Below are 26,248 nucleotides of genomic sequence, written 5' to 3'. Positions count from 1 at the left end.
GAACGGGGCTATCCAGGCAGGCTCCGACGCCGTGATCACACTAGCCACAGGCGGAATCACCGCACGACAAGATCATTTACGGGACAACGTCTAGGTAGGCGAGGGCATCTGGCCCGGGGGCGTTGGTGACGCGCTTGGCGAAGGTCGCCTCGCCTTCGGCGAGGACTCGGGCGGCGGTCTCGGTGAGCCTGGGCGCTTTGTAGGGGCCGGCGGAGCGGATCAGCTCCCTCAGGTCGTCGACCGGCACATCGGCCAGGGAGCGCGGGCTGACACCGCGGCAGCGGGAGTCCAGGGCAGGATAGACGGCACGGACGATCTCGCCGGTCCGGTTCTGCGAAAGCACGGTGAGCACCAGGGCCTCAAAGGGCTCGGAGTGCATGATGATCACGCCGCGGTAGCGGTCGTGCAGCGCCTGCAGCGTGGGGTGGGATCGCAGGTCGAGCTCGGCGACCTGGCGGGGAAAGGTGGCGCGCAGCCGGGCGTTGAGTTCTTCGGCGAGTGCGCCGAAGGGTGCGGCGTGGAAGAAGTGCAGCGCTCCCTCGCCCTCCGCGGCCTCGACGGGCAGGGCGTGGCCGTGCAGGTGATAGACGCGCCGGAAGCGCCCCCCGGGCAAGGGTTCCCAGGCCAGGGACGGGATCTGGATGTCCATCGTGCCGGCCAGGTCGGGCTGGACCTCGAAGGGCAGGACGAGCGCCGGTTGCGGTTGCACGGGGCGACTCCTTCGCGCGGGACGCGGAATCGGTGACGGAGTGTCAGGGAGACGGTATCCGCCCCCCGTCAGGGAACGTTGGCGCTCGCGCCGTGGGCGATGGCGCGGGCGGCGATCACGCCGGTGAGGGCGGCGGCGGAGAGGCTGGCGGTGTATCCGGCGGCGTTGCCGACCACGTACAGCCGGGGAATGTCGCGGCTCTGCCAGGTGGCGTCGACGGGGACGCGGTAGCTGTAGTACTTGATCTCCGGCGCGTAGATCACCGCATCGGGTGCCAGCACCGGCGGCAGCACGGCGCCCAGCGCCGCCTGCGCCTCGGCGGCGTCCCGGCCATCACCGTCCCGGGCCCGCACTTCGCGTGGCCGCCCCTCCAGGGCACCGCCCCCGCGCGGTCGCCCGAGCGCGCACGGCCCGCTGCGGATCCGGCTGTACGCCGCCTGGTCGGACCGCCACCACGCCGCCGGGGCCCTGGCCTCGATCGCCGGCCGGCTCAGGGCGTTCTGCGGCGCCCGCCACGGCGCGGACGCCCTCCCCGTGAGCCCGCCCGGCGGCGGGGACGGCCGCTAGTCGAGGCAGGCCGCGATGTCCTGGACCAGCGCTTCGAGCATGCTCTCCCGGGACGTCTCGACGAAGGAGTGCGAGCCGGGCAGCACCCGCGTGCCGAACCCGCGGGCGGTGTGATGCCCCCACCTCGCCATTCCGGCCGCGTCGACGCTGGGGTCCCCGGCACCGACGAACGCGGAGATCGGGCAGCGCAGCGGTGGCCCGCCGGTGTGGGAGTGGTTCTCGCACACCGCGATGTCCGCCCGGAGTGCGGGCAGTACGCTCCGCGCGATCCGTTCGTCCAGCGCCGTGCCCGTCCCGTCGAGCCACGCGAGGTGCGCCAGGAGCCGGTTGTCCGGCTGCCGGTGCAGGGACGACCGCCCCAGCCTGTCCGGGGCAGGGAGCCCGGACACGGCGAGCAGCACCGGCCCGTGCGGCCATGCGGCCTCCGCCCGGCGGGCGGCCTCAAAGGCCAGCAGTGCGCCCATGCTGTGCCCGTAGAGGACGAAGGGGCCCTCGGCCAGCTTCGCCAGCTCGGGCAGGAGAGCGTCGATAAGCTGCTCCACACTGGTCAACGGCGCCTCGTCCGCGCGGTCCTCGCGACCCGGCGCCTGCACCGCGTGCACCTCCACGTCCTCCGGCAGGTACCGCGGCCAGGCGGCGTACGCGGTGGCCCCCGCCCCCGCGGGCGGGAAGCAGAGCAGCCGTACGCCGGCGTCGGGCCGGGGGCGATGGCAGCGCAGCCAGCGGGAGGACCCTGTTGCCCGCGCCATCAGCCGTGTGCCGCCTCGTGCCGGGCGGCTTCGACGGCACCGGCCAGTTCCGCCACCGTGGGGTGCTCGAAGACAGTCTTCAGCGGCAACTCGGGTCCCAGCGCGGTCCGGACCCTGGCCAGCAGCCTGGCTCCCAGAAGCGAGTGGCCGCCCTGGTCGAAGAAGTTGTCGTGGACGCCGATGCGGTCCCGTCCGAGGATGTCCTGCCAGATGGCCGCGAGGACACGTTCCACCTCGGTCCGGGGCGCGACGAACACCGCCGCGGCCCCCAGGTTCGCGTCGGCTCCGTCCTGTTCGAGCCTGCGGCGGTCCAGCTTGCCGGTGGAGGTCAGGGGCAGGCGTTCCACGAAGCGGTACTCGGCCGGGTCCATGTACCCGGGCAGCCGCTCGCGGAGGAACGCCCTGAGCTGGGCGTCGGTGAGCACGCGCGCGCGCCTGTAGCCGGCCGGTGACCGGGAGGACCGGGTGCCGCCCTCCGCCGGCCGCGCCGCCTCGGGCCGCCGGGCGTAGACGTAGAAGTTGGTCCTCATGCTCTGCTCCAGTGACCAGTCCTGTTCGATGCCCACCGCGAACCCCTGTGCCTTGAGGATGTCCCGCACCTCCCGGAGCCGGCCGTCGACGTCGTGGATCTCCAGGGCGACCTGGGAGATGCGGGGCCAGTGGCCCGGCCTGATGCCGCGCAGGACGTCGAGTTCGGCACCCTCGACGTTGATCTTGAGGAAATCGATGCGGCCGATCTCGTTCTCGGTGATGACGTCCGACAGGGTGGACAGCGCGATCTCCCGGGTGTGGGACCGGAAGCGGTGCTCCAGCAGGCCTTCGATCAGCTCGTCCTCGACGGCCGACTCGACCGCGAGTTCCGGTTCGCGGCTCCGCCGGTGCCGGACGTAGGAGAGGGCGACCTCCTTGTCCTGGGTGTCGTCCGGGTACAGCCCGGAGAGGGTGGAGAAGCCGGGGTAGTAGGTGATCGTCGTGGAGCCGGGGTTCTCCGCGAGCCCGTACTGATAGACCCGCGCGTTCACGTCGTACAGGCGGAGATTCTCCCGCAGCAGTTCGAAGAGCTCCGGGACCGGCTCGAAGGCGTAGATCCGCCCGCCCTGGGACTGTTCGTGCGCGAAGAGGGAGAAGAGGCCGATGTTTCCCCCGACGTCCACGACGCAGTCGCCGGGCCGGATGGAGAGCCCGTGCTTGGTGTACGCGTCCCGCTCGAAGATGTCGGCGTAGAGGAAGTCCACCTCGCTGCGGGTGTGGCGGGCGATCTCCATGCCGTTGGGCAACGCGTGACGCGGGCGGCCGGCCAGGGTCGGAGAGTTGCGCCGACGCGGCTGGACGAACGCCACCAGGCGCGGGGACGTGCCGGAGCCGCCGCCGCCCCGGCCGTCGGAGCCGCCGGCGCCATCGGAGCCGTCACCGCCGCCGCCCTGCCACAGCGCGACCGCCGCCTCCTTGACGCCCGGGTGCTCGCGCAGCGCGGCCTCGATCTCCTCGGGCTGGACGCGGTACCCGCGCACCTTGAGCTGACGGTCCGTGCGGCCGAGGTACTCCAGGACGCGATCCTCGCGCATGCGGACGAGATCCCCGGTCCGGTAGAGACGTGCCTCCGGCTCCGGCCGGAACGGGTCGCGGAAGAACGCCCGGCGCGTCGCCTCGGGGTCGCCCAGGTATCCACGGCCGACGCCGGGGCCGGCGACGAACAGCTCGCCCTCCTCGCCGGGCGCGCACAGGCGGTACGTCCCGCCGTCCCCGCGCAGCGCGTATACGCGCATGTTGGCCACCGGGCGGCCGATCGGCACCAGGGACACGCCGGAGGCGGGCGGGGCGTCGATCACGTGGTGCGTCACGTCGTCCGAGCACTCGGTCGGCCCGTACGCGTTGAGCACGGGGACGCGCGGGTACAGCGCCAGCCACCGGCGGCACAGATCGGGGGGCAGCGTCTCTCCCGTGGCGAGCAGCCAGCGCAGCCTGCCGAGGCCGGGAAGCCGGGCGGAGGACTCCAGGAGCTCCAGCATCATGCGCAGCATGGAGGGGACGACCTCCAGGACGGTCGCGCCCGCCTCGTCCGCCTCCCTCAGCAGCAGGGCGGGGTCCTGCGCGACGTCGTCGGCGACGATGCGCACGCTGCCGCCGGCGATGAGCGGCGCGAGGAACTGCCACACCGAGATGTCGAACGCCTGAGAGGCGTTCTGGACAACCAGGTCAGCAACGCCCAGTCCGAGGTCGTCCACCTTGGCGAACAAGTGGTTGAGCATGCCCCGGTGCTCGACCATCGCGCCCTTCGGACGGCCGGTCGAGCCGGATGTGAAGATCACGTAGGCGAGGCGGTCCGGGTCGCCGGGGGCGGAGGCCGCCGGTGCCCCGGCGGCGCCGACGGCCGACCGGAGCGGCACCAGCCGGGCGGGGGTGCTCCCCTCCCGGTCCCATCCGGCGGCCGGGGCGCTCGTCGTCAGCACGAGCGAGCAGTCCGCCTGCCGCAGGACCTCGGCCGACCGGGAGAGGGGCCACGCGGGGTCGAGCGGCAGATAGGCGGCTCCCGCCTTCCAGATGCCGAGCATCGCGGCCAGGAAGTCCGCGTTGCGCTCGCCGAGGACGGCGACCGGGCTCTCCTCGCCGAGGGCCTGCGCCGACAGCCAGGCCGCCACGGCCTCGGCCGCATCGTCGAGTTGGCGGTAGGTGAGGCGGCCTTCCGGCGTGCTCACCGCCACCGCGTCCGGGGTGGATGCGGCGTGCCGCGCGACGAGAAGGTGGGCGCAGGTGTCGGGCACCCGCGTCTCCGTCCCGTGGAACTCCTCGGCAGCACTGAGCAGTCGGGTGTCGATGTGCAGCGGGAGCAGGGGTAGCTCGTTCACGGACCGGTTCTCCTTCTCTGACGTTCCGCTTCTCTGACGTTCCGCTCGTTCACCGCGATGCGCGGGCAGCGCACGCGTCGGCACGGCGGGCCCGCGTCCACCGGGCGACCGCGTGCCGGTGCGGCTCAGCGCGGGAGGCGCTGCCCCAGCCCCGCTGCCACGGCCGCCTGGTGGATGCGGGCGGCGACCGCGATGTCCTCGATGGACATGCCGAAGGGGTTGACCACGATCACCTCCTCGTCCGACCTCCGGGCGGGCGCCTGGCCGTTCACCACCTGGCCGAGTTCGGCGTCGACGGCCCGTGCCTCCGGCCGGGTCCGCCCGTCCCTCCGCGGAATCCCGGGCGGCGGGGTCACGAGCCCGTCCCGGACCAACCGGCCCAGCAACCGCTTGTCGTCCGTCGCGACGAGGTGCCAGTCGTCCACGAAGAGCCGGTCGCAGTGCAGCAGTACGTCGGGGAGCGCGTCGTCCAGGGAGACGTTGACCAGCAACGCCCCCGGGGCGAGCCAGTCGCGCCGGATGTAGCCCTCCGTGGTGGTGGTGACCGGCACGACAAGCTGGGAGCCGCAGACCGCCTCCTCGGCGGAGTCCACGACCGTGGGTTCCACGCCCCTGGCCGCGAGCGCGGGGCGGTGGGCGCTCACCAGCCGGTGTGCCTGATCCCGGTCCACGTCGTGGACGGCCACCCGGCGCAGCGCGGGCAGTCCGGCCGGAAGCAGCCGGAGGTGGCTGTCGGCCAGTGTGCCGGCGCCGATGAGGGCCAGGCGATGCACAGGCGGGCCGGCGAAGAGGTCGGCGGACAGGGCGGTCACGGCGGCGGTGCGGAGGGCGGAGATGTCGGCGGCCGCCATGACGCAGGAGATCCGGCCGGTGACCGGATCGAACAGCAGGGTGAGGCCCGAGGCCCTGGCGATGCCTCGGCGCCTGTTCCAGAGGTTCCCATTGATGATCTTGGTGCCGGCGGCGCGGAAGTCACCGCCCAGGTATCCCGGCATGTTGAGGCTTCTGGCCCATTCGTCGGTGCCGACGTCCCACCGGAGGTACGCCTCGTCGGGCAGGACGGCCCCGCCCTTTCCGTGAAGCGCAAGCGCGTCGCGCACCGCCGCCACGACATCGACGCGTTCGCACAGGGCGCGCACCTCCTCTTCCGGGAGGTACAGAATGGTGTCGTCCTTCGGAATCACTGCCACCTCATTCATCTCGTTCGCATGGCGGTCACGGGCGCGAGGTCGGCCTTCGACAGCCTGATCCCGTGTTTGGTCAGCCAGCCGTCGTCGAAGATCGAACTGCGGTAGTTCTCGCCCGTGTCCGGGCACACGCAGACGGCGGGCCCCGCCTGCGGATGCGCGTGGAGGTACGCCGCGCACGCCGTGATCGCAGCGCCGCCGGAACCCCCCACACTGATCCCGAGTTCCGACCGCAGTTCCCGGCAGATCGCGAACGCCTTGGCGTCCGAGGCGATGTGCGTCTGGTCGTAGAGGTCCCGGGTGACGAACTCCGACACCCTGCCCGACCCCATCCCGGTCAGCAGCCGCCGCCCGGGAACGTGTCCGAGCGCCTGGGAGCCCCGGGCGTCGACGGCCACGATCCGGACGTGCGGGGCGGCCCGGCGCATGAAGCCCGCGATGCCGGCCAGGGTGCCGCCGGTCGACACCGAGATGAAGAGCGCGTCCAGGCGGCTGTCCATCTGCCGGTGGATCTCCGGGCCCGTTGTCCCGGAGTGGGCCGCCGGATTGGCCGGGGAGCTGTACTGGTCGGTCCACAGGTACCGGGAGGAGGAGGCGCACATGTCGCGGACGCGTTCCAGCCGGGACAGAAGGTGACCGCCCGAGTCGTCCGGCCGGCCGACCATTTCGATTCCGGCGCCGTAGCGACGGAGATTCTCCAGCTTCTCCTCGGAGATCGTGGGGTCCACGACCGCGACGAAGCGGCTGCCGCGCGCTTGGCAGATCATCGCCAGCGCGACACCGAGATTGCCCGACGTGGACTCCACGACCGTCGACTCGGGGCCGAGCCGGCCTTCTCGCTCCAGGGCCTCCATGAGGGCGCGGCCCGTCCGGTCCTTGATGGATCCGCCCGGGTTGACCCCTTCCAGTTTGAGCCACACTTCCCGCCACCGGCCATCGATGCGCAATTCGATGGGCCTCAGCGGTGTGTCGCCGATCGCGTTCAATAATCGGTCGTACGAGGAACGCTGCACCTGCGGGCCTCCGCCCTGCTCACCGGACAGGTCCGCACCCGCTTCCGGAGGGTGCCACGGCGACGACACCGTCGTCAGTCCCGGGTGAGCAGCACGAGCCCCGTGCTCCAGTGCAGCCCGACCGGGGTGACCCGCCCGCTCGCGCACAGCGCGGCCATGCGGTCGACCATTCCCGCCGCCAGCGGGTAGTGGTCCTCGGGCCAGTCGTCCTGGGGCAGCATGTCGTCGATCACGTACACCCCGCCCGGGGCCAGCAACGCGAGTGCCTCGTCGACCAGTTCGTACTTTCCCGGCACGGCGTCGGAGAAGATGAGGTCGAAGGGCCCGGCCCCGCCCTCGCGCAGCACCTGCCCGGCGTCCGCGTGGCGGAAGGTCACCCGGGGATCCCCGGCGAGGTGCTTCCGCGCCAGGGCCAGCACCTTCTCGTCCTGCTCGATGGTCAGCAGGGTCGAGGCGCCGTCCAGGCCGTCGAGCAGCCAGGCCGCGCCGACCCCGGCTCCGGTGCCGATCTCCAGCACCCGGCCGCCCGGCTTCGTGGAGGCGAGGAACCGCAGCAGCCGGCCTGTCTCCTCGGTGCAGCTCATGTCGAAGCCGACTTCGTCGATGGCCGCCAGCAACGCCGGCAGCCTCTCCGGCGGCCGTGAGGTGAACCTGCTCATCCGGAAGGTGTCCTGGAACCGCAGGTTCGTCATGTGTCCTCCTCAATGTCGAAAACCGTGTCCGCCCGCTGCCAGTCGAGGACGGCCCGCGCGTCCCGGAGCACCTGTTCGCGGTCGTGGTGGGCGAAGTAGGCGTATCCGGGCTCGCCCAGGGTGTTGTCGGTACGCCGGACCCGGGCGCCGATCGCGGGCACGCCGACGAAGCTGTGGAAGGAGGCGAGCCCCTCGATGCCCGGGCGCCCGGGGAACCCGATGAGCCGGCCGGAACGCGTGAACACGAACGACGCCTCCGCCACGTGTGCGCGCAGCTCGTAGCGGGTGCCCGCCCAGCGGCGGAAGCTGCCCGGGTCGGCACAGACCTCGGCGAGAATCCGGGCCTGCGTATAGCCGAGAGCCCGGTGCAGCACCCGCCGCTCGATGCTGGCCCCCATCAGCCGGGCATTGGCCTCGATGAGCACCGGCCCGCCGTTCGTCCACATGACTTCGCAGTGCGCCGCTCCGAACCGGAAGCCCAGCGCGTCCAGCACCTGCCGGGTGTACGCGGCGAGCGCGACCTCGCGCTCGCCGTCGCTCGGCTGGAGGGTCATGTTCTCGAACAGGAAACGGCCGTGCTCGCCCTGCCGCCGGTCATGCCGCCAGATGTCGGTGACGAAGTGTTCCCCCTCCCAGCTCACGGCATTGACGAAGTACTGGCGGCCGTCGAGGAACTCCTGGAGGAGGACCTCGTCGTTGAGTCGACCGAGGCGGTTCACCCGGCCGAGGACGCGGAGGAACGCCCGCAGCGCCTCGTCGCGGCTCGCGCACACCGACACCCCGTCGCTGCCGGTGCTGTCCAGGGGCTTGACGACGACGGGATAGGTGCCGTGCTCGTCCAGCCACCGCGCCGCCTCCGCCCGGTGGGCGGTCTTCAGCTGAGCCGCGTGCCGCAGTCCCCTCCCGCGGAGCCGCTCGTGCATGGCGTACTTGTCGCGCCGCCACGCCGTGGTCGACGCCGCGTTGCCGCCGGGAAGGCCGAGCTCCCCGCAGAGCGCGTCACAGAGGGCGACTCCGGGTTCACTGCCCGCGACAACGAAGTCGGGGCCCCACTCCTTCAGCCGGGGCACGAGGTCCGGCAGGTCCGTCCGCCCGTCGAAGTACCGGTCGTAGGAGCCTTCCCTCACGAACTCCTCGACGGGAACGCCGAGGTAGGAGCCCGCGCTGTTGACGTGCGCGCACTCGACGCCGAGCATCGCCAGCTCGCGGGCGAGGTCGCGCCCCGTCGAGACTCCGTCCACGACGCATCCGCGCCTCCTCCTCATCGGCCCTCCACCTCCGCACGGATGCCCGAGTTCCGCGGTCCGGAAAGGTCGCGCAGGATGCTCTGCGCCATCCGGCCGGCAAGCAGGGAAATCATCGAGAGACTGTTGATGAACGGATGGGTACCGATCGATTCATGACCGAGTACATAAAGCCCCCAGGACGGCTCGCCCGTCGCCGGAATCAGCTTTCCCTCGGAGGTGACCCGGGCTCCCCCGGTCGCCGTCTCCCGGACCAGCCCGGCCCGGCAGAGCTGCGCGAAGGGAACCCGCGCGGAGGGGCCGCAACTGGCCCTGGCCGCACCGGTCGCGTTCACCACGACATCGAATCGTTCCCGCACGCCATTCCCGAGGACCGCCGTGAAGCCGTCCCCGGCGGGGGCGATCTCGCGCAGCCCGCCGCGCACGGCCAGGCACCCGGAGCGTATCCGCCGCAGTATCCTCTCCGCGTTCAGCAGCGGTATCGCCGTGTGCTTATACATCAGCACCGGGTAGGCGATCCGCATGAAGACGGCCATGTCCTCCTCGGAGAGCAGAGACAGCGCCTCCACCATGGAGGGCTCCACCACGACCGCGGCAGGGTCTTCGCGGCGGGCCAGCTCCACGTTGCAGCGGAAGAACGCGGCCGTGTCCCGCGGCGCGGGCATCCGGAGATATTCGTGCAGGCGTGTCCCTTGCTCGCCCAGCCTTTTCCTGACCGCACGCGCCATGACCCGGAGCGGCAATGCGCCGTGCCGCCGGTAATACGCCCGGAAGAACTCCAGGTCGGCATCCGGGGGGCGAACCGAGGACCCGGCTTTGACCAGGGGGAGGAGGCCGCTCCGGGACGCCAGGGTGACGCGGCCTGTGTGGCCCGACTCGGCGAGCCCGAGCACCACGTCCACGGCCGACAGCCGGCTGCCCACCACGAGAACGCGGCTGCGCGGGGGCACGGCGGCCAGATTCCGCCGCAGGGGGAACGGCTGGTGAAGGTAGCGCTCGTGGCCGGCGAGTCCGTACGGGTCGGCCGGCTCCCCGGGCCCGATCGCGAGAACCACCAGCCGCGCTGCCAACGTTCCCCCGTGGCGTAATCGCAGGCGCCAGTGGGGCCCGTCCCGTTGGACGCGGTCGACGTGCCCCACCGTGTGCGCCACGTCCGGCCCCTCGCGTCTGTCGCGAATCCCGGCGCAGACCTCGTTCAGATACCGCCCGAACTCCGCCCGGGGCGCGTACGTGCCCCGCTCCTCCTTCACCGAGGAGGCGTTCCGCCGCGCGAGCCACTGGCAGAAGTGCAGCGGCTCTCCCGGAATCAGCAGGATTTCGTCGGCCTGCGTATTCATGCGGACCGATGGCAGGTCCTCCTGATAGACGCCTCCCGTGCCCGGGGCCCGTCCGGAGTCGATCAGGCAGACGCCGACGCGCTGCCGACTCCCGGCGAGCCGCCCCGACAGGGCCGCGAGCAGGGATGTCGCGGCGGCTCCCGCGCCCACGATCGCCACATCGCACAGTCCGGAACCGGCCGACGCGTCGGCTCCCCCACCGGTCTCGCTCTTCCCGGACACAAGAATGCTCAATTCCCACCCCCTGATGCCCTACCGGTTGACCCGATCAGCGAGGAAATTTCTACGTGAGGTCAGCGAAGAACGTTCAGACGAGAAAAAAGATGACCCGCCAACGACGGACCGGCCCACCCTGAATCAAGAGCAGAAATAACACGGAAACCGGTGAAGCAGGGCGTTCGACCCGGATATCGCCCCCGGGATCACGATGCCGCCATCGACATGGAACCCGGCAGGAGATTCGCCCTGCAAGACCCTTCTCGGCCAAGGGAAGCGACGGCCTCCGGGTGCTTACCCCCGCCCGGCACAGAAGACTCTCGACTGTGATGAAGGCCACACAGCTACGGACGCGGCCCCTCCCCCGGGGCCCGGCCCTGCCCGGTCACGGCCGGAGCGGTGCGTGGCGCGAAGGCGCTCCGGACACCGGACCGTCGGCGCTCGGCTCCGGGCCGGTCGCGTTCGCTGCCGTATTCTTGCCGCTGGCAGTCGTCGCCTTCCCTGGCGTACCGGCCCTGCCGCTGCGCGCCCCTGACTTCACCGTTGGCAGAAACGAGTTCCGACGAATGGCCCCAGTCATCTCCCTGACCGCTTCCGTCGAAGAGCGCCTGAGGGCGGCCATCGCGACGGCCCTGCCGGGGGCCGGCTCCGCCGACCCGCTCCTGCGCCGCAGCGACCGGGCCGACTACCAGGCCAACGGGCTTCTGGCGCTCGCGAAGAGGCTCCAGGCCAACCCGCGCGAGCTCGCGGCGCGGGTCGCGGAGGCGGCTCCGGCGGACGGCCTGATCCGGGCGATCGAGGTCTCGGGCCCCGGCTTCCTGAACGTCACGCTCACCGACCGGGCGATCACGGAGAACCTGTCGGCACGCGCCCGGGACAGTCGGCTCGGCGCGCCGTTCGTCGGGCGTCCGGGCACCACGGTCGTCGACTACGCGCAGCCGAACGTCGCCAAGGAGATGCATGTCGGCCACCTGCGCAACTCGATCATCGGTGACGCGGTCGTCCACCTCCTCGAATTCGTCGGGGAGAAGGTGGTCCGCCGCCACCACATCGGTGACTGGGGCACCCAGTTCGGCATGCTCATCCAGTACCTGACCGAGCACCCACACGAACTGGAGCGCGGGGAGGGCGGGGAGGGCGGGCGGGCCTCCGGCGAGGAGGCCATGTCGAACCTGAACAGGCTCTACAAGTCCTCCCGGGCCGTCTTCGACGCGGACGAGGAATTCCGGCAGCGCGCCCGGCGCAGGGTCGTCGCCCTGCAGAGCGGGGACCCGGAGACGCTGGCCCTGTGGCAGCGCTTCGTCGACGAATCGAAGATCTACTTCAACGCGGTCTTCGACAAGCTGGACGTGGAGATCCGCGACTCCGACGTGGTGGGCGAGTCCGCCTACAACGACATGCTCGCCGAGACCTGCCGCCTCCTGGAGAAGTCCGGCGTGGCCGTCCGCTCGGAGGGCGCGCTGTGCGTCTTCTTCGACGACGTCAGGGGCCCGGAGGGCAACCCCGTCCCGCTGATCGTCCAGAAGTCCGACGGCGGCTTCGGATACGCCGCCACGGACCTCTCCGCGATCCGCGACCGCGTCTTCGGCCTGAAGGCCGACACGCTGCTGTACGTCGTGGACGCCCGCCAGTCCCTGCACTTCCGCATGGTCTTCGAGACCGCCCGCCGGGCCGGCTGGCTCGACGGCGGGGTCAACGCCGTGCAGTTGGCGTTCGGCACGGTGCTGGGCAAGGACGGCAAGCCGTTCAAAACCCGGAAGGGCGAGACCGTTCGCCTGGTGGACCTGCTGGACGAGGCGATCGAGCGCGCGACCGCCGTCGTCCGGGAGAAAGCCCGGGATCTGACCGAGGAGGAGATCGCGGAGCGCGGGGCACAGGTCGGGATCGGCGCGGTGAAGTACGCCGAACTCTCGACCTCCGCGAACCGCGACTACACGTTCGACCTGGACCGGATGGTCTCCCTCAACGGCGACACCGGCGTCTACCTCCAGTACGCGTACGCCCGCGTCCGGTCGATCCTCCGCAAGGCGGGCGAGGCACGCCCCGCCGCTGACCCGGACCTCGCGCTGGAGCCCGCCGAGCGGGCGCTCGGCCTGCACGTGGACGCCTTCCCGGAAATGGTCGCCGTGGCCGCCGCCGAGTACGCGCCGCATAAGGTGGCCGCATACCTCTACCAACTGGCCTCGCTCTTCACGGCCTTCTACGACCAGTGCCCGGTCCTCAAGGCCGGGGCACCCGAGACGGTCGGAAACCGCCTGTTCCTGTGCATGATCACCGCCCGGACGCTGCGGCAGGGCATGGCCCTGCTGGGCATCCGCACGCCCGAACGCCTCTGACCGGGCAACGGAACGGCGCGATGGAGGTCCGCGGGGGCCCGGTCCGGGTGCCGGGCCGGGCCGCTCGTCGGCGCTCGGCCGCGGCGTTGCCACTGGCCGCGCCGAGTTCGGCCGCAGCGTCGGGCCAGGGCGTGCCGGTGTCAACGGCGGCGTACAGGCGGTGGCGTCGGCGGCCCGACAGGCCGGGCCCGCCCCACCGCCGGGCCGGTGACGCTGCCCCCGGCGCCGACCGGATTCACCTGCGGGAGCGGGAGTGACCCGGCCCTGGACTGACTGGAACCGGGCGGGGAAGGATCGACGGCAGTCGTCCCGGCGGTGGCCGGGGTGGGCGGGTGCGGGCCGTGCCAGCAGCCTGCTTCCACTCGCCGATGGCCACCTGGGCGATGTGCATCCGGCCATCACTGACCCCCATTCCCAGCGGATGGGGTAAATCGCCCTTCGATCACCAGATGGCCAGTGGGAAACCGCTGGCCAGACCTTCCACCTTCTGCTGGTAGTCCCGCCGGGGGCACTATCCTGCGCAGCCCCGACGCCTCGTACCTTGCGGGCAGCCGTCGACATCTCCCGGAGCAGTTGCCTGAACCGCTGTCTGCCCGCCCCCTCCCATCGCGAGCCCGGGGTCTTACCCGCCTCCATTCATCACCATTCACCCCACGGCGAACCGTGTCTGCCCGCTCATGGCGTGGGCGTTGTAGTGGCCGTGTCGGCCCTGCGATTGAAACGCGTATGCGGTGGCACCATGGGAATTGGAGAACGGAGATTCGGCCGATGCCAGGTTGGGCGGGAGCGCTCAGTCGAGCGTCCGGCCCGACAGAAACGACGGACTCCTTTACTCGGCCGAGTAGGCTTGACCGTAACCTCGAAGAACGGCCTGGAGCACGCCGCTCAGACACGCTTGTGCTGGGGGTCAAGGGGTCGTGGGTTCAAATCCCGCCGTCCCGACACGGTGCGAGGCCCGCTGAGAGGGATGTTTCCCCAGCTCAGCGGGCCTTTGTCATCTCCGGCGCCTTCCTCACGATTCACCCCAAGATCATTCTTGGGGACCATGTAGGGACCAGACCCGCCTTCCCACACCTTGACCCGGACGCCGTGGGCACCGACGGGTGGCCGCCCGGAGACGCCGCGCGTGCTACGCCGTGGAACTTCCCGTGATCACCGAGTCAGGCGCGCCATCGCTGGTCCTGCTGCTCGCTGCCATCAAACCCGGCTAGCCAGGCCCTGGAGAGGGAAGCGAGCAAGGCCGTCAGACCTGTTTGCGGCGGGCGATGTCGTCGGTCCGGTCCCGGTTGGGCGAGCTGTCCAGCGGGTGGCGTTTCGGATGCTGGCCCCGGTGAGGTCAGCGAGGACGGACGCCGGGAAATCGGCTGCCGGTGCCGGCCGGGCGCTGTTGCGGCCGGCGAGGCCGGTGAAGCCGTGACGCCGGAGCCTCGGGTTGAGGAATTCCGGCCGGAGTGGACGCGCCGGTGCCTGGCCGGGGATCAGCCCAGGATGTGCTGCTCGCGTGCTGGTCGGTCGGCCGGCGAGACGCGCTTCGGTCGCGCAGCTTGAGCACGATCCGAGCCACTCCGGGGGGCCGTTGCGGCTTGTGGCCGTCGAGATTCAGGCACGGTCGAGCCGTCGTTGACGACATCGTGCACCGTGAGGTCCAGCACCCCGGTGCTCCGCACCCCCGGCCCCGGCGTGATCGGCAAGCGCGTCACCGGCGTCTTCGAACGAGGGCCGGCAGGCCGGTCCTGCACGAGCACCTTCATCACGCCGTTCAGGCTCACCGTGAACACGAGGGTCCCGGTGCTGGACCCCGGCGGCTCGGTGGTGGGGCTGGCGGGCGTGGGCATCACGGTCAGCTCCGCGCCAACGAGCAGGTCCGGCAGCGGCTCCCGCTCATCCTGGGGTCCACCGCCGGTGGCCCGGCGCCGGCCGCGGCCGAGCTGACGCGGGTGTGCGAGCACCACGACGCGGTGCTGCACGCCGTGCGGGAAGGCATGTTCGTCGTCGGCGACGAGCGGCTGCCACCGACCGGTGACGAGGCGCGGCGGCTGCTCGACCTGCCCCGGGGCGCGGAGGGCCGCCGCCTCACCGAGCCGGGCGTGGAGCCGCGCATGGCCGAGCTGCTGGTCTCCGGGCAGGCGGCGACCGACGAGGGCCGTCCGGCGGGTGATCGCCTGCCGGCGGTGAGGGCACGCCCACCGTTCCGGCGGCTCCGCCCCCCCGCGGCCAGGAAGGGGCACACCGGGTGAGCACCATCCGCGTCGAGGACGGGACCGGCGTGCGCACCCGCACAAGTGGCCCGGCCGTATGGCCACCGATCGCCCCCTCCGCGATGCTGGTCACGGCCGTCCGCAAGCGACGCCGACCCAGCCCCCTTATCAACTCGTCATCTTGCGAGGGAGACACTCCATGAACGACATCCGCATCGACGCCTCCGTGCCGCACTCGGCGCGTGTGTGGAACTACTGGCTGGGCGGCAAGGACAACTACGCGGCCGACCGCCGGGTCGGAGACGAATTCCGCCGCACCTTTCCGGGCATCGACGTGTTGGCCCGCACCGCCCGCTACTTCCTGGCCCGTGCGGTCCGTCACCTGGCCGGCGAGGCGGGCGTGCGCCAGTTCCTCGACATCGGCACCGGACTGCCCACCGCCGACAACACCCACGAGATCGCCCAGCGGGTCGCCCCGGACGCGCGCGTCGTCTATGTCGACAACGACCCGCTGGTGCTCGTCCACGCCCGCGCCCTGCTCACCAGCACACCCGAAGGCGTCACCGAGTACCTGGACGCCGATCTGCACGACCCCGACACGATCCTCGAACAGGCCGCACGCACCCTGGACTTCAGCCGGCCCGTGGCGCTGAGCCTGATGCAGACCCTCGGCCACGTCGCGGACTACGACGAAGCCCGCTCGATCGTCCGCCGCTTCATGGACGGCCTGCCGCCCGGCAGCTACCTCGCGCTGAACGACAGCGTCGACACCCACATGGCCAATGCCGAAGCCACACGTCGGTACAACGAGTCCGGCGCTGTCCCGTACCACTTGAGGTCCCCCGAGCAGATCGCCGGGTTCTTCCGCGATCTGGAACTCGTCGAGCCCGGAGTAGTACCGATCGCCGCATGGCGCCCCGACGTCCAGTCGGACGGTGACCCGACCGACGCGGCGGCCTTCGGCGGCGTCGGGCGGAAACGGTAGTCGGCCCGGTTCCCCGTGCCGTGGAACCCGAGCGGCACCGCCGAGTCCGGCCCGCGATCCGGGCTGGTACTCCGGTCGCAACCGGATCGTCTCCGCCGTCAGCGGCTCGCCCGGGATCAGCACCCACTGCTTCGCCGGACGCGGCGTTCAACTCCGCCCGTCCGTCAACGAACTCGGCGGACGTACCTGCAAGGACCAGCACGTCCACCCTGATTGACGACGAGGAACTTCACCGGGCGGCGCCGGCCGGCGGCATCACCATCCGGTACTCCGGCAACGTCCGCCCCGAAGCGTGGCATCGGCCTGGCCCCCGGAGACAGCCCTGGCGACCGCACAGGACATCGACATCCACGCATGAGCGCTCGCACGCGGGGCCTCGCCCACGTCGCCCCGTGCGGGGAGACCCGTCCGTCCCGACCGCTCATCACCCGGGGACCGGGCATCAGGCGCCATGAGATCGCGCACCGCGCACAGAGTCACGACCGCGCCATGGCACTGAAACGGCGCATACGGGGCAGACGATATGAATGGGTACGTCAGCGATCGAAACTGAGCGGAAATTCGAGGCGCCCGGCCCCGGCGCGGTGCCGGATGTCACTGCCGTGCGCGGCGTCGACTCGGTCCGGCCGGGCGAGGCAGAGGACCTCGACGCCACCTACTACGACACCGGCGACCTGCGGCTGCTCGCCCATGGAGTCACGCTCCGCAGGCGCACCGGCGGCCACGACGCGGGCTGGCACCTGAAGCTGCCGGTCGGGAAGGACAGCAGGCGCGAGGTGCGGCTGCCGCTGGACGCCGGTCCCCCGCGCGAGGTGCCGGACGAGCTGGGCCGGCTGGTGGCCGGGCTGGCCAGGGGCGGCCCGCTCGCGCCGGTGGCGCACCTGCGGACGCACCGCGTCCGGCGCCTGCTGTACGACGACACGGGAGCGGTCGTCGCCGAGCTCGCCGAGGACCGGGTCACCGCGCAGACGCTCGGTGGCGCCGGCGGGGAGTCCGGGGTCACCGAGGTGATGTCCTGGCAGGAGATCGAGGTCGAGCTGGTCGAGGGCCGCAAGTCCCTGCTGAACGCCCTCACCGAGAAGCTCACGGCGGCCGGGGCGAAGCCGGCCGGCGACGGCTCGAAGCTGGCCCGGGTGCTGGGCGGGAGCCTCGGCGCCGAGGCTCCCGGCACTCGCGCCGGCTCGGCCGGCGAGGCCGTGCTGCGGCGCCTCACCGGCCTCCGGGACACGATGCTGCGCTGGGATCCGGCCGTCCGGCGGGACGAGCCGGACTCCGTGCACAAAATGCGGGTGGCGACCCGGCGGCTGCGCAGCGCCCTGAAGTCCTACCGGAAGGTGCTCGACCGCCGGCGCACCGATCCGGTGGAGGCCGAGCTGAAGTGGCTGGCCGGCGAGCTGGGCCGGGCCCGCGACGCGGAAGTGCTCGGCGAGCGGCTCACCGAGCGGACCGACCGGCTGCCGCCGGAGCTGGTGCTGGGCCCGGTCCGGGCCACGCTCGCCGAGTGGTCGGCCGACACCTACCGCGCGGCGCACGCCGAGGCGGTCGCCGCGCTTTCCGGCCGCCGCTACTTCGCACTGCTCAGGGCCCTCGACGCGTTGCTCACCGATCCCCCGCTGCGGCCGGCCGCCGACCGCAAGGCGGCGAAGGTGCTGGCCGCGACCGCCCGCCGTGAGCACCGGCGCGTCACCGAACGGCTCGACACCGCCGTGGAGCTGACGCCGGGCCCCGAGCGCGACGCGGCCCTGCACGCCGCCCGCAAGGCAGCCAAGCGCGCCCGCTACGCCGGGGAGACCGCCCGGGCCACGCTGGGCAGGCGCGCCGAGCGGTTCACCCGGCGGATGAAGGAGACCCAGGAGCGGCTCGGCGTCCACCAGGACGCGGTGGTCACCCGCCAGGCCCTGCGCGGGCTGGCCATCCGCGCCCACGAGGCGGGTGAGAACGGCTTCACGTACGGCCTGCTGCACGGCGCCCAGACCGCCACGGCCCGGGACGTAGAGGGCGAGCTGCCCGCCCTGCGCAGGCGGGTGGCGCAAGCGAGGAAACGGCTCGGCTGAGCGACGCGCCCGGGCGAGGCATCAGCCCGGCGACACTCCCGGGCAAGGCCGGCGGGCCCGGACCCGGACCCCTCGCGACCCGCCTCCGCACACCTCCCGCGAGTCCTTCGACGACGTGGCACGCGCGTCCCCCGTGGCCGGACCGGCGAGCGCGACCGCGCGCAGCGGATCGGCGGCGGCTTCACCGGCCGTACGTGCCCGCGTCGGGGTGTTCGCCGGTAACGCGGTGGGCGCCGGGGGCGACGAGGCCGGACTCGTGGGCGGCGACGACCGCCTGGACGCGGCTGGCGAGGCTCAGCGTGCTCATCAGGCGTTTGGCATGGGTCTTGACGGTCGCTTCGCTCACCAGGAGGCGTTGGGCGATCTCTCCGTTCGCCGGACCGGTGCCCACCGGACGCAGTATTTCGGTCTCGCGATGCGCGATGGGTGAGGGAACGCAGTCGGCGGCCCTCGGCCGCGGACCGGTGGTGGTGCGCGTACGCCTCGACCAGTTCGCGGGTGATGCGGCGCGAGACGAGCATCTCGCCCGCGGCGATCGTGCGCACCGCGGCGACAGAGCGGGAATCCGGCGGCGCCCTCGCTGAGCGCGGTGCAGATGTACTCGGGCAGGTCGAAGGTCGTCAGCATCACGCGCGGCGCGTCCTCACCGGCCGAGGAGGGGATCCGGCGGGTGGCGGCGGATCCCGGCGCCCGGCAACCGTGAGGCGCCGTGGGCCGGCGAGCGTCCCTGGCTGGGCCGCTCCTTCGCGCATGTGGTCAGGTGGCTGGCCTGGGCGCCCGTCCTGACGCTGCTGATCCTCCCGGCCGTGCACGTCCCCGACGGTGTCAGGGCGATCCGCGACCACTTCGCCAGGCGTGCCCCGCGGGGGCCCCGGAAGCGGCCGGCGGAACCGGGGCCCGGTCCGGAACACGACCGCCGACCCGGCACTTCCCGCTCGCCGGCCGACGGGGCGGGCAGCCCCGGCTCCGGCGACCGGTCACTGGCTCAGGGCCGCCAGCCGGTCGCGCAACTGTTGGACGACCGGCGGTGCCGTAACGCCGGAACCGGAGCCCAGCCTGTCGGTGACGAGGCGCAGGCGCTGCAGGAGGCGGCTGGAATGGTTCCGCGCCGCCACGTCCGCGGCCGTGCCCAGCAGCGCGGTGCCGTGCTCGACGTGTCCCGAGCGGGCCAGGGCCAGCCCCAGGCCGAGCGTGGTCAGCGCGGAAGCGCGGGCCGCCACCCCCCGTGCCAGCGGGGCCTGAGCGTCGGTCAGCGCGGTGGCGGCCTCCTGGTGGCGGCCCAGCCGCAGCAGGCTCAGCCCGCGCACGGTCGTCATGAAGACGGTGCCGCCCTGACCGTCGGCGTCATCGTAGGCGCGGAAGACCGCTGAGGTGGTCTTGTCGCCGGGGGCCGTGAGGTGGCGCAGCGCGGAGTCCAGGGCGCGCATGCACGCGCCGTACTCGCCGCCGACGCTGTGCGCCCGGCCCAGGGCGTCGGCGGCGAACGCCCGCAGGGCGGGATCGTCGCACCGAGCGGACCACGACATCGCGGCGGTGGCGTGGTCGATGGCGAGCCCGGGCTTCTCGCACCAGGTGGCGAGGTAGCTCATCAGGCAGAGGACCCGGGCGGCGATCGCCGCGCTCCCGGCCTCGTGGGCGGTGTGCCGGGCGAGCTCGTAGAAGTGGGTGGCGCTGCGGAAGTCCCTGAGGTCGAACGACAGCCATCCCGCGATACGGCAGGCCTCCGCGTGGACGGCGAGCAGGCGCGGCCGCAGGTGGCCGGGGCAGTGGTCGAGCATGACCCGGCAGAGATTCCGCTGGGCGAGGACGATGTCCAGCGCGTCGCGGGGGCCCCGCCTGAGGTCGTCCTGCTCCGCGAAGTGCAGGACCTCCTCGACGCGGCCCACGACCACGGTGTCGAGCCGGGCCGATGTGGTGAGGACCCGCAGCACACGGGCCTCCTCGTCCGGGTCCAGCGCGTGCGGGCCGGGCGCGGAGGCGGCGGCCAGGGACGCCCAGCCGAGCACGCGCAGCATGTCCCGGCGGTCCGGGCCGTCGGCCCAGGTGCCGAGCGATCCCACCAGCCGCGCGAAGACGGCGTCGCGCCGGCGGGCGGACAGGCGCCCGGTGCGCAGCGGCTCCAGCAGCCGCAGCAGGGACTCCGGTGCGGAGACCGGGGGCGCGGCGGTGGCCGCCCGCGGCCGGGTGCAGTCGATGAGATCCTTGGTCTCGCACTCGTAAAGCTGGGCGAGCCGAGCGAGCGTCGTCACGCTGGGCTGGCGGCCGGAGGCCGGCCAGGTCTCCCAGTACGAGAGCTTCTTGGCGGTCAGCGGCCGTTCGCCGTCCTGGCCGGGAAAGCGCTGGTTCCAGCGGTCGGCGACGGTCTGCTGACTCCAGCCGCGTGCCAGGCGCATGGCCACCCGGGCGTTGACATGCTGCTCGTGCTGGATCAGGGAGGCGATGTCGCCCCAGGCCCAGCCGGCCTCGCGCAACTCGACCGAGAACGCCGCGAGTGCGGCGCGACGGCTCCGCGGTTGCCTGCCCGTTGCCAACGCCGAACCCTTTCCTTCCGGGTCGCCAGCGGATTCTCCCTGTCGGCACCGTAATCGGGTGTCATGGCCGGCAGCGTGATCCGTGGTTACCGGGTTGTGAATTTCCCCCTTTACCGGGGACAGGCGCGCGGCGACCCAGCCGGATTATCCCCGGGACAATGGGTGCCGCGGGGACGGAAGTGACGCGAGAGTGGGGGCAGTCGGCTTTCCCTCTACCGCCGAGGTGGCGCAGTGCGCAGCAGCAGTCCCCCGCCGATCCGACGTGGCCGTCCGCCGCGGGCCTACGGGTATATCCGTGTGCTGCCCGGCTGGGACCATGACGACGTCGGGATCGCCCACGAGTTCCTGTCCCGTGTGGCGGCGTTCCGCGGGATCTACCTGGTGGCGACCTATGTGGAGCCGACGGGGAGCCAGTTCCACGCCTGGCAGGACATGATCGCCGAGGCCAGGGCCGAACGCGTGCCCCGCGTCATGGTCCTGTCCAGCCGGCATCTCCACCCCGAACCCGCCTTCCATCTCCCCATGCGGGCGATGCTGGAGGACGCCGGCGGGCGGCTGTGGGTCGTGCCCTGCATTCCCCGTTCCCGGGATTACGGCGGCATGCTGTCGAACGCATGAATCTCTTTCGCTCAGAGGTTTGACTCACGGGAGCTTCCCGTCCCGGGTATTACGCCGATCGCGGTGGATGCCGCCGCGCGGCGGGTGGGCCGGGTCGGCGCGGGGACGACGTTGGCGTTCGTGGAATTCCTCATGCTGTCCAGGAGGTGTGCAATGACTCCCCCCGAAAGGGAATTCGCCGTCCGGCCGGGTGGTGACGCGATCGCGATCATCGGCGTGGGGCTGCGGCTGCCGGGCGGTATCGCCGGGCTGGAGGAGCTGTGGCTGGCCCTGCGCGAGGGCTGGGACGTCGTCGGCGAGGTGCCGCCGGAACGTTTCTCCAGTCGGCAGTTCGTCTCCGGACGGCGCGATGCGCCCGGCCGCACCTACACCAGGGCCTTCGCGGCGTGCGACGACATCGACTCCTTCGACGCCGAGTTCTTCGGGATCGCCCCCAAGGAGGCCGCTCGTGTCGATCCGCAGCAGCGGCTGATGCTGGAGTGCGCCGTCGAGGCGCTGGACGACGCCGGCATCGACCCGGCGGGCCTGGCGGGCAGCGACACAGCCGTGTTCGTGGGGGTGTCCTCGCGCGACTACGGCGACCTGCAGTATCAGCACCTCACGTCCGTCAACGCCTACACCAACCTCGGCCTGGCGGCGTGCAACACCGCCAACCGGATTTCCTTCGCCCTCGACCTGCGCGGCGCCTCGGCCGCCGTGGACACCGCCTGCTCCTCGGCGCTGACGGCGCTGCACCAGGCGTGCGAGGCGCTGCGCGCCGGCCACAGCCGCCTGGCGCTGGCGGGAGGGGTCAACGTGCTGCTGAGCCCGGCGGGCTTCGTGGGGTTCGCGGCGGCGGCGATGCTGTCGCCCACCGGCAGGTGCCGACCGTTCTCCGCCCGCGCCGACGGCTTCGTGCGTGCCGAGGGCGCCGGGGTGTTCGTCCTCAAACCGCTGACCGCCGCGCTGGCGGACGGCGACCGCGTGCACGCGGTGATCCTGGCCACCGGCGCGGGCGCGGACGGCCGCACAGCCGGTCTGGCCCTGCCCAGCGTCGACGCCCAGACGGCGCTGTTGCGGGAGGTGTACGGCAGGGCGGGTCTCGGCCCGGAAGCGGTGGCCTACATCGAGGCGCACGGCACGGGGACCCAGGCCGGCGACCCGGTCGAGTGCCGCGCGCTGGGAGAGTGGCTGGCGGGCCGCGCCACCGGCCCGCGCGGCGCGGAGCCGGTACCCGTGGGATCCGTGAAGGGCAACCTGGGCCACCTGGAGTCGGCCGCCGCCGTGCCGGGCGTGCTCAAGGCCATGCTGGTCCTGCGCGAGGGCGTCATCCCGGCCACCCCGCACAGCGAACCCCTCAATGACACCATCGATTTCCCCAGCCTGGGGCTGGCCCCGGTCACCGCGGCCCGGCCGCTGCCCGCGGTGGCCGGCGAGCGCGCGGTGGTGGGGGTGAACTCGTTCGGTTTCGGCGGCGCCAACGCGCACGCCGTGCTGGCCGCCGCCCCGCCGTCCCCGGCCCGGCCCGCCACCAGGCCCGGCCCGCGAGTGTTGCCGGTGGTGGTGTCCGCCCGCACCGAACGAGCCGTGGCCCAGGCCGCCCTGACCTGGGCGGATCACCTGGAGACCATGCCGCCGGAACGCTTCTACGACGCCGCGTACACCGCCTGCCGTCGCCGGGGCCACCACGAGCGGCGGTATGCCGCCCTGGCCCCCGACGCCCGGACGGCGGCGGCCGCGCTCCGGGCGCTGGCCGAGCGCGAGCCGGTCACCGGAGCGGCCACCGGCATGGTGGTGACCCGGCACGGGCGGGTGGCGTTCCTCTTCAGCGGCAACGGGACGCAGTGGGCCGGGATGGGAGTCGAACTGCTGGATGCCGACACGGCGTTCCGCGCGGAGGTCACCGCGCTCGACGCCGCCCTGTCGCCGCTGCTGGGCTGGTCCGTGCTCCACGCACTGCGCGACCCGGCCGACGCGGTGCGGCAGCGGGCCACCGATGTGGCCCAGCCACTGCTGTTCGCCGTGCAGGCCGGGCTGGTCGCCGCCCTGGCGGCACGCGGTATCAGGCCGGCGGCGGTGGCCGGCCACAGCGTGGGCGAGGTGGCCGCCGCGCACTGCGCCGGGGCGCTGGACCGCGACGCCGCCTGCCTGGTGATCGCCGAACGGAGCCGCGCACAGGCCCCGACGGCGGGCCGGGGCCGGATGGCCGCGGTGGGGCTGGGCCATGACGACGCCCAAGCGGCCCTGGAGGCGCCCCGGTACGCGGGCCGACTGGTGGTGGCCTCGGTCAACAGCTCCCGCGCCGTGACAGTGGCCGGGGAGGCCGGGGCGCTGGCCGCCCTGGGCGAGGAACTTGCCGCGCGCGGCGTCTTCTTCCGGGACCTGGGGCTGGACCATGCCTTCCACAGCCCGGACATGGACGGGCTGCGCGAGCCGCTCGAGGCGGCGCTCACTTCCCTGGCACCCGCCCGCACCCGCCTGCCGATGATCTCCACCGTCACCGGCGCCCGGGTCGAGGGCACGGAGCTGACCGGCGCGTACTGGTGGCGCAACGTCAGGGAGCCGGTCCGCTTCGCCGACGCCGTCGGCGCCCTGCTGGCGGACGAGAGCTGCGATGTCCTGGTCGAGATCGGCCCGCACCCGGCACTGGGCGTCCCCCTGCGGCACGCCGCGCACGACTGGCCCGACCCGGCGGCCGTGATCCCCACCCTGTCCCGCACCGCGGCCGGTCCGGAAGCGCTGGACACGGTCCACGCCCGGCTGCTGTCGGTCGGCGCCCGCCTGGACTGGGACCCCGTCTTCCCCGAGCGCGGCGAAGTCGTCTCACTGCCCGCCTATCCCTGGCAGCGCGAACGGCACTGGAACGGCGATCCCCGCTGGTGGGAGACGCGGTACGGCACGGACCCCGCCTCCGCCGATCCGCCGCACCCGCTGCCCGGCGTCCGGCTGCCCGGTCCGGACGCGCGCTGGCAGACCGAGCTGGACCCGGCGGGCGAGCTGGCCTGGCTGGGCGAGCACCGGGTGGGCGACGCGGTGGTGGTGCCCGCCGTTACGTACGCCGACGCCGCGCTGGCCGCAGGCCGGCAGGTCCTGGGCGCGCCCGCCGAGCTGATCCGGCTGCGGGTCGACCGTGCGCTCGTCCTGCCCTGGCACGAGCCGGGCGCGACCACCACGCTGCACACCGCCCTCACCCCCGAGGGCGCGCTGACCGTCTCCAGCCGCGCGGGCGAGGACGGCCCGTGGCGCGAACACGCCCACGGCCAGGTCCGCGCGCTCCTCGCTCCCCAGCCGCCCGCCCTGGACGTGACCGCCATCCGCTCCGGCCTGACCGACGGCATGGACGGCGACGAGTGCCACGCCACGATGCGGCACATCGGTGACCTGCGGTACGGGCCGCTGTTCAAGGCCCTCACCGCCCTCCGCTTCAACCGGGAGGAAGTACTGGCCGAATACACCGCGCCGCCCGGCCTCGGCCCCGGCCACGTCCTGCACCCGGCGCTGCTGGACGGATGCCTCCAGGCGTCCGTCCCGCTGATGGCCGCCGCCCTGGAGGGCCGCGTCACGCACCTGCCCAGCGGCGTCGACCGGGTGCGCCGCTGGCGACCGCTGCCCGAGACCGGGCTGGCCCATGTGCGCCTGCGGTCCGTCGGCAGCCAGGGCCTGCGCCTCGACGTGACCGTCACGACCCCCGACGGCGAGGTCGCGGCCGAGGTGCTCGGCCTGCACATGCGCCGCTACGCGCCGGTGCGCGAAGCCCGCCCACCCGGCCGGCTCACCGAGGTGCTGCGGGCGGCCCCGCTGCCGGGCTCCCCGGCGCCCGGCCCCGCGCCCCTGCCCGCACCGTCCCGAGTGCTCGCCGGGTGCGCGGCCGAGGTCAGGGCCCTGACCGGCCGCGGGCGTGCGCGGCGACCGGCCCCCGACCCGTCGGCCCTGGGGCGGCTGGGGGCGCACTTCACCGCCGCCGCGGTGGGCCGGATCGTGCCCGGCCGCGAGACGTTCTCCCTGGCGGACCTGCTCGCCGCCGGGGTGGACGCGAAGCACACCCCGCTGCTGCGGGCCCTGCTGCCGGCCGCCGAGCGGCACGGACTGCTGACCGGCGCCGGAGCCGACCGCTGGCGGACGGCGGCGGCGCCGGAGCCCGAGCGGCTCTTCCGCGAGCTGGTTGCCCGCGCCCCGGACGCGGCGGTGGAGCAGTACGTGTTCGGGGTCTGCGGCCGGATCCTGCCGGACGTCCTGCTCGGCCGCACCGACCCGGCGCACCTGCTGTTCTCCGGCCCCGACCACCTGGCCCGGCATCATGACGCCGCCGCGTCGGTGCGGCTCCACCACGACCTGGCCCGGTGCCTGCTGCGGACCGCCCTCGCCGCCTGGCCCGCGGGCCGGCCCCTGCGCGTACTGGAGATCGGTGCCGGGACCGGTGGCCTCACGGCGGCGGCGCTGGCCGATCTGCCCGTCACCCGCACCCACTACACCTGCACCGATCCCTCCGCAGCCGCCCGGGCAGCTCTCGAGGAACGATTCGGCGACCGCGATCACGTCGACGTCCGCGCCCTGGACCTGACGCGCGACCCGGCGGAGCAGGGCTTCACGCCCGGCGCCCACGACCTGGTGCTGGCATCCCGTGCCCTGCACGCCGCCCCGGACCTGGAACGCGCGCTGCGCGCCGTGGCGGGCCTGCTCACCGACGGCGGCCACCTGCTGGCCGTCGAGCCCGGCGACGACGCCTTCTTCCCCCACGTGTTCGGGCTGCTGGACACCTTCTGGAATGTCACCGACCCTCACCTGCGGCCCCACGGCCCCCTGGTGCCACGGGAGGCGTGGCCCGGGCTGCTGTCCCGGTGCGGGTTCGGGGAGACCGTGCAGCTCGGCGCCCACGACGCGGCGGCCGACGGGCAGATGTCCACCCTGCTGGCCGCCCGGACCGCCCGCCCCTCCCGCCCGGGGTCCGTCGGCGGTGTGGGCGGGGGGGACGGGACCCGCGACGGCC

18 protein-coding genes are annotated in these 26,248 nt (G+C 73.0%); 6 read left to right on the top strand and 12 right to left on the bottom strand.

Annotation, left to right across the window (positions count from 1 at the left end; genetic code table 11):
- Window positions 1-76 precede the first annotated feature (76 nt).
- From ACSNOC_RS18170 to ACSNOC_RS18130, 9 genes are all read right to left on the bottom strand, one after another.
- The gene (locus tag ACSNOC_RS18170; RefSeq protein ID WP_436748526.1) at window positions 77-709 is read right to left on the bottom strand and encodes a hypothetical protein; all 633 of its coding nucleotides are present in this window, start codon (window positions 707-709) and stop codon (window positions 77-79) included.
- Window positions 710-777: 68 nt separating this feature from the next.
- Window positions 778-1,062: a hypothetical protein gene (locus ACSNOC_RS18165; RefSeq protein WP_436748525.1), complete on the bottom strand. Its 285-nt coding sequence runs from the start codon at window positions 1,060-1,062 to the stop codon at window positions 778-780.
- Between the two features lie 210 nt (window positions 1,063-1,272).
- The gene (locus ACSNOC_RS18160; RefSeq protein WP_436748524.1) at window positions 1,273-2,025 is read right to left on the bottom strand and encodes a thioesterase II family protein; all 753 of its coding nucleotides are present in this window, start codon (window positions 2,023-2,025) and stop codon (window positions 1,273-1,275) included.
- Window positions 2,025-4,871, bottom strand: a complete 2,847-nt coding sequence (locus ACSNOC_RS18155; protein ID WP_436748523.1) for an amino acid adenylation domain-containing protein — start codon at window positions 4,869-4,871, stop codon at window positions 2,025-2,027. The genes ACSNOC_RS18160 and ACSNOC_RS18155 overlap by 1 nt, the downstream gene beginning before the upstream one ends.
- A 125-nt stretch (window positions 4,872-4,996) precedes the next feature.
- Window positions 4,997-6,061 carry an ornithine cyclodeaminase family protein gene (locus ACSNOC_RS18150; protein WP_436748522.1) on the bottom strand — a complete coding sequence of 355 codons (1,065 nt, stop codon included), beginning with the start codon at window positions 6,059-6,061 and terminating at the stop codon, window positions 4,997-4,999.
- A gap of 5 nt (window positions 6,062-6,066) precedes the next feature.
- Entirely contained in the window at window positions 6,067-7,071 is a 1,005-nt protein-coding gene (locus ACSNOC_RS18145) for a pyridoxal-phosphate dependent enzyme (RefSeq protein ID WP_436748521.1), read from the bottom strand.
- A 74-nt stretch (window positions 7,072-7,145) separates the two neighbouring features.
- A complete protein-coding gene (locus ACSNOC_RS18140) occupies window positions 7,146-7,763 on the bottom strand; it encodes an O-methyltransferase (protein ID WP_436748520.1) in 618 nt (205 codons plus the stop codon).
- Window positions 7,760-9,028 (bottom strand): ATP-grasp domain-containing protein, encoded by a 1,269-nt coding sequence (locus tag ACSNOC_RS18135; RefSeq protein ID WP_436748519.1) that lies wholly within the window; start codon window positions 9,026-9,028, stop codon window positions 7,760-7,762. The genes ACSNOC_RS18140 and ACSNOC_RS18135 overlap by 4 nt, the downstream gene beginning before the upstream one ends.
- Entirely contained in the window at window positions 9,025-10,578 is a 1,554-nt protein-coding gene (locus tag ACSNOC_RS18130) for an FAD/NAD(P)-binding protein (RefSeq protein ID WP_436748518.1), read from the bottom strand. The genes ACSNOC_RS18135 and ACSNOC_RS18130 overlap by 4 nt, the downstream gene beginning before the upstream one ends.
- 548 nt (window positions 10,579-11,126) lie before the next feature.
- Here ACSNOC_RS18130 and argS point away from each other — a divergent pair.
- On the top strand, window positions 11,127-12,896 hold the full coding sequence (argS, locus tag ACSNOC_RS18125) for an arginine--tRNA ligase (protein ID WP_436748517.1): 1,770 nt from the start codon (window positions 11,127-11,129) through the stop codon (window positions 12,894-12,896).
- Window positions 12,897-14,374: 1,478 nt separating this feature from the next.
- On the opposite strand, the gene ACSNOC_RS18120 is transcribed toward argS, so the two are convergent.
- The gene (locus ACSNOC_RS18120) at window positions 14,375-14,848 is read right to left on the bottom strand and encodes a hypothetical protein (RefSeq protein ID WP_436748516.1); all 474 of its coding nucleotides are present in this window, start codon (window positions 14,846-14,848) and stop codon (window positions 14,375-14,377) included.
- Here ACSNOC_RS18120 and ACSNOC_RS18115 point away from each other — a divergent pair.
- The 3 genes from ACSNOC_RS18115 to ACSNOC_RS18105 all read left to right on the top strand — a co-directional run bounded on the left by ACSNOC_RS18115 (window position 14,834) and on the right by ACSNOC_RS18105 (window position 18,133).
- Window positions 14,834-15,133 carry a hypothetical protein gene (locus tag ACSNOC_RS18115; protein WP_436748515.1) on the top strand — a complete coding sequence of 100 codons (300 nt, stop codon included), beginning with the start codon at window positions 14,834-14,836 and terminating at the stop codon, window positions 15,131-15,133. The genes ACSNOC_RS18120 and ACSNOC_RS18115 overlap by 15 nt on opposite strands.
- Window positions 15,134-15,293: 160 nt before the next feature.
- A complete protein-coding gene (locus ACSNOC_RS18110) occupies window positions 15,294-16,079 on the top strand; it encodes an SAM-dependent methyltransferase (RefSeq protein WP_436748514.1) in 786 nt (261 codons plus the stop codon).
- Between the two features lie 527 nt (window positions 16,080-16,606).
- Window positions 16,607-18,133, top strand: a complete 1,527-nt coding sequence (locus tag ACSNOC_RS18105; RefSeq protein ID WP_436748513.1) for a CHAD domain-containing protein — start codon at window positions 16,607-16,609, stop codon at window positions 18,131-18,133.
- Window positions 18,134-18,314: 181 nt separating this feature from the next.
- On the opposite strand, the gene ACSNOC_RS18100 is transcribed toward ACSNOC_RS18105, so the two are convergent.
- Window positions 18,315-18,557 (bottom strand): response regulator transcription factor, encoded by a 243-nt coding sequence (locus ACSNOC_RS18100; RefSeq protein ID WP_436748527.1) that lies wholly within the window; start codon window positions 18,555-18,557, stop codon window positions 18,315-18,317.
- A gap of 553 nt (window positions 18,558-19,110) precedes the next feature.
- Window positions 19,111-20,664, bottom strand: coding sequence for a hypothetical protein (locus tag ACSNOC_RS18095; RefSeq protein ID WP_436748512.1), 1,554 nt, complete (start codon window positions 20,662-20,664; stop codon window positions 19,111-19,113).
- Between the two features lie 297 nt (window positions 20,665-20,961).
- On the opposite strand from ACSNOC_RS18095, the gene ACSNOC_RS18090 reads away from it, so the two are divergent.
- Together ACSNOC_RS18090 and ACSNOC_RS18085 are read left to right on the top strand one after the other, a co-directional pair.
- Entirely contained in the window at window positions 20,962-21,282 is a 321-nt protein-coding gene (locus ACSNOC_RS18090) for a hypothetical protein (protein WP_436748511.1), read from the top strand.
- Between the two features lie 153 nt (window positions 21,283-21,435).
- A partial coding sequence (locus ACSNOC_RS18085) for a beta-ketoacyl synthase N-terminal-like domain-containing protein (protein ID WP_436748510.1) occupies window positions 21,436-26,248 on the top strand: 4,813 nt, incomplete at its 3' end.

The sequence above is a fragment of the Streptomyces sp. URMC 129 genome (genome assembly GCF_051386415.1).
In the GTDB taxonomy this organism is placed as follows: domain Bacteria; phylum Actinomycetota; class Actinomycetes; order Streptomycetales; family Streptomycetaceae; genus Streptomyces.
Note: the sequence above shows the minus strand (reverse complement) of the source record. Positions and strands in the feature narration are given on the sequence as shown.

Excerpts from the sequence above, each read along its gene's own strand:
- ACSNOC_RS18140 (WP_436748520.1), bottom strand. The coding sequence starts at position 7,763 with ATGACGAACCTGCGGTTCCAGGACACCTTCCGGATGAGCAGGTTCACC.
- ACSNOC_RS18160 (WP_436748524.1), bottom strand. The coding sequence starts at position 2,025 with ATGGCGCGGGCAACAGGGTCCTCCCGCTGGCTGCGCTGCCATCGCCCC.
- ACSNOC_RS18110 (WP_436748514.1), top strand. The coding sequence starts at position 15,294 with ATGAACGACATCCGCATCGACGCCTCCGTGCCGCACTCGGCGCGTGTG.
- argS (WP_436748517.1), top strand. The coding sequence starts at position 11,127 with ATGGCCCCAGTCATCTCCCTGACCGCTTCCGTCGAAGAGCGCCTGAGG.
- ACSNOC_RS18135 (WP_436748519.1), bottom strand. The coding sequence starts at position 9,028 with ATGAGGAGGAGGCGCGGATGCGTCGTGGACGGAGTCTCGACGGGGCGC.
- ACSNOC_RS18105 (WP_436748513.1), top strand. The coding sequence starts at position 16,607 with ATGGGTACGTCAGCGATCGAAACTGAGCGGAAATTCGAGGCGCCCGGC.